The sequence below is a fragment of the Pontibacter sp. HJ8 genome, from assembly GCF_054824225.1.
Map to the genome: position 1 here is coordinate 1 of NZ_JSYF01000378.1, position 2,227 is coordinate 2,227.

The 2,227-nt window shown below is 52.0% G+C and carries 3 protein-coding genes; all 3 read right to left on the reverse strand.

Annotated features, from left to right (window positions below; all coding sequences use genetic code 11):
• Positions 1–242: 242 nt before the first annotated feature.
• The 3 genes from OB13_RS15840 to OB13_RS15850 all read right to left on the reverse strand — a co-directional run bounded on the left by OB13_RS15840 (position 243) and on the right by OB13_RS15850 (position 2,005).
• On the reverse strand, positions 243–1,313 hold the full coding sequence (locus OB13_RS15840) for a glycosyltransferase (RefSeq protein WP_461491150.1): 1,071 nt from the start codon (positions 1,311–1,313) through the stop codon (positions 243–245).
• A gap of 38 nt (positions 1,314–1,351) precedes the next feature.
• On the reverse strand, positions 1,352–1,597 hold the full coding sequence (locus OB13_RS15845; RefSeq protein WP_461491151.1) for a hypothetical protein: 246 nt from the start codon (positions 1,595–1,597) through the stop codon (positions 1,352–1,354).
• A gap of 249 nt (positions 1,598–1,846) precedes the next feature.
• Positions 1,847–2,005, reverse strand: coding sequence for a hypothetical protein (locus OB13_RS15850; RefSeq protein WP_461491152.1), 159 nt, complete (start codon positions 2,003–2,005; stop codon positions 1,847–1,849).
• Between the last annotated feature and the right edge of the window lie 222 nt (positions 2,006–2,227).

Consider the following 2,227-nt stretch of genomic DNA (forward strand, 5'->3'; position numbering starts at 1 on the left):
CTTCAGCTCCTATACCTGTTCCCCCTTCAGCTCCCGCGCGACGCTCACAAGAAATGCGCATTGCCATGGTTCCAGTCCGGTAATGAATGAGTGAATGCGTGGTTTCGAAATGAATTACTCCTTGGTTCTGCATTCCTTTCGATCAGAACGAAAAATCTCATCAAATCAATCGTGCATTCTCCTGAAGACGGAATTACAAAAGGTTGATTCGCTCACTCTCGCAACTACATAATCATAATTATTTATGCCGTAACCGGTGATTTGATGAGTTGCCCGTACAGGTGGCCGTAGTCCTGCGCCATCTGGTCTGAGGTATAGCCATGGGAGCGTTTTACTGCCCGGCACGCCATGATGTTGCGGCAGAATTCGTCTTCGATCAGGTTGCTGATCGTGTTGCGGAGCTCATCTGCGTTTTGCGGGTCTACATACCGGGCGGCATTGCCCCATATCTCCGCCTGGCTTTCGGTTTTGCCCACTACCAGCGCACAACCCGACATGGCAGCCTCCAGCACGGTCAGGCCGAAAGGCTCATACTTGGCCGGCAAAGCGTAAATAGATGCCCTCGATAGCCAGTCCGATACTTCTTTGTTTGATAAATGGCCCAGGAAGTGGACGTTCTCCAATTCCACCTGCTTCCCGGTATCGGGGTGCTTCTCTTCGCCGGCAATGTAGACCGGCCACTGCAGTTCTGAAGCAATGTGCGCCAGCATCGAGATGTTTTTGGCCTCGTCCCATACCCGGCCCATGCTGAACACAAACGGCTCTTTGCGGCCAAACTGGAAATGGTGCTGACCACGGCCATTGTACACAACGGAGCTTTTTCTGAACGGTCCGTACAGTTCTTCGGCCTGGTGCATCATGGCCTGGGTTGGCGCCACCACCATATCGGCGGACTGAAGCCCCTTCTTCACCATGTCGCTATACTTCTTCCAGGCGGCCGGGGCATCCTGGCCTTTAACGGCACGCCACCAGGACAACACACAGGAGTGTACCACGAGGAGGACCGGCTTGCCCCAGTCCAGGTTGCCGTGTACCATGCCGTTGAGGTGGATCAGGTCGGGCTGCACTTTGTCGCGCAGCTCAAGCAGCCACTCGCCTGCCTTCTGCACGTCTTCCCATGGGTTGTCCATCCACTCAAGCTTGTACTCGCTTTCATACACGGTCAGGTTGCTTATACCTTCCACTTCGCTGCGTTGCTCTTCGCTCAGGGGGGCGCCCATTGTTGCCAACGACACCTGGGTGCCATGCGGGGCCATTGCTCTTATCAGTTCCAGTGCGTACGTCCAGACACCACCTACCGTGTCTGCTGTCATTAAAATTCTGCTTGGGTAATGCTGTACTTCCATGATTTTTATCTCCCGTATATTTTATCTATAACTTCTGCTGCTTTCTCGTTTTCTTTTGCTTCTTCATTGAATCCTTCTCCCTGCCCAGCCACATTGGCCCTTCCCGACCTTGCATCCGGAACGGAGGTGAGTCGCGCCATCCCAGCGCCGATCCAGCCGACTCTCCGGAAGCCCTGTTTCGGTTCCGAATAAGGAGAAGATGAACCTGTTGCAACGGCATCAAGTCCGCAGTCCAGTAGAGTTTCCTGCATAGTTTAAAGTGTGATAAATGCCTTCACAAACCCATCGGGCCGGGAGGCCAAGTGGTGGAAGGCTTTGTCAATTTCCTCTAAAGTAAACGTATGGGTATAGAGCAGATCCGGGTTGATGATGCCCTTCTCTACAGCTGTGACAGCCTATTGTATACCCTTTATGTATTCCTGTGGATCGCGCTCATGCGCATTGATAACATTGAGCCCGCGCCAGTTCCATAGTTGTATGTTCACCTGTCGCATGCCGTCCTAATGAAATCCGGCGATGATGAGCCTGCCGCATTCGGCAGCCAGTTCACCGGCCAGGTTCAGGGGCCACTCTTTTCCAGTGCACCCTATTACGCGCTCGCAGAAGTTTCCGTTGATGAGTTCGCCTACTTTTTCATTTCTTTTCCAATGACCACTCATTTTGACTACGTCGTCAGTCCCACATTGTCGGCGTGTAAGATGTTGTCAAGTCGGCTACTGCTGTTTGGGTGCCAGCGGCAGCGAGCTTTTGCGCGATCGCGCGTCTTATACCTGCCCCTCCTCTCAAAACGACTGCTTTCCTTCCCCGTAACGCGTTCAATTGTATAGTAAAAATTATCTTATATATATAATTTACAGTAATAATCTTAGTTAATTATGAAC

Bases quoted from the DNA above. Each gene is read 5' to 3' on its own strand.
- OB13_RS15840 (WP_461491150.1), bottom strand. From the start codon at position 1,313: ATGACAGCAGACACGGTAGGTGGTGTCTGGACGTACGCACTGGAACTG.
- OB13_RS15845 (WP_461491151.1), bottom strand. From the start codon at position 1,597: ATGCAGGAAACTCTACTGGACTGCGGACTTGATGCCGTTGCAACAGGT.
- OB13_RS15850 (WP_461491152.1), bottom strand. From the start codon at position 2,005: ATGAGTGGTCATTGGAAAAGAAATGAAAAAGTAGGCGAACTCATCAAC.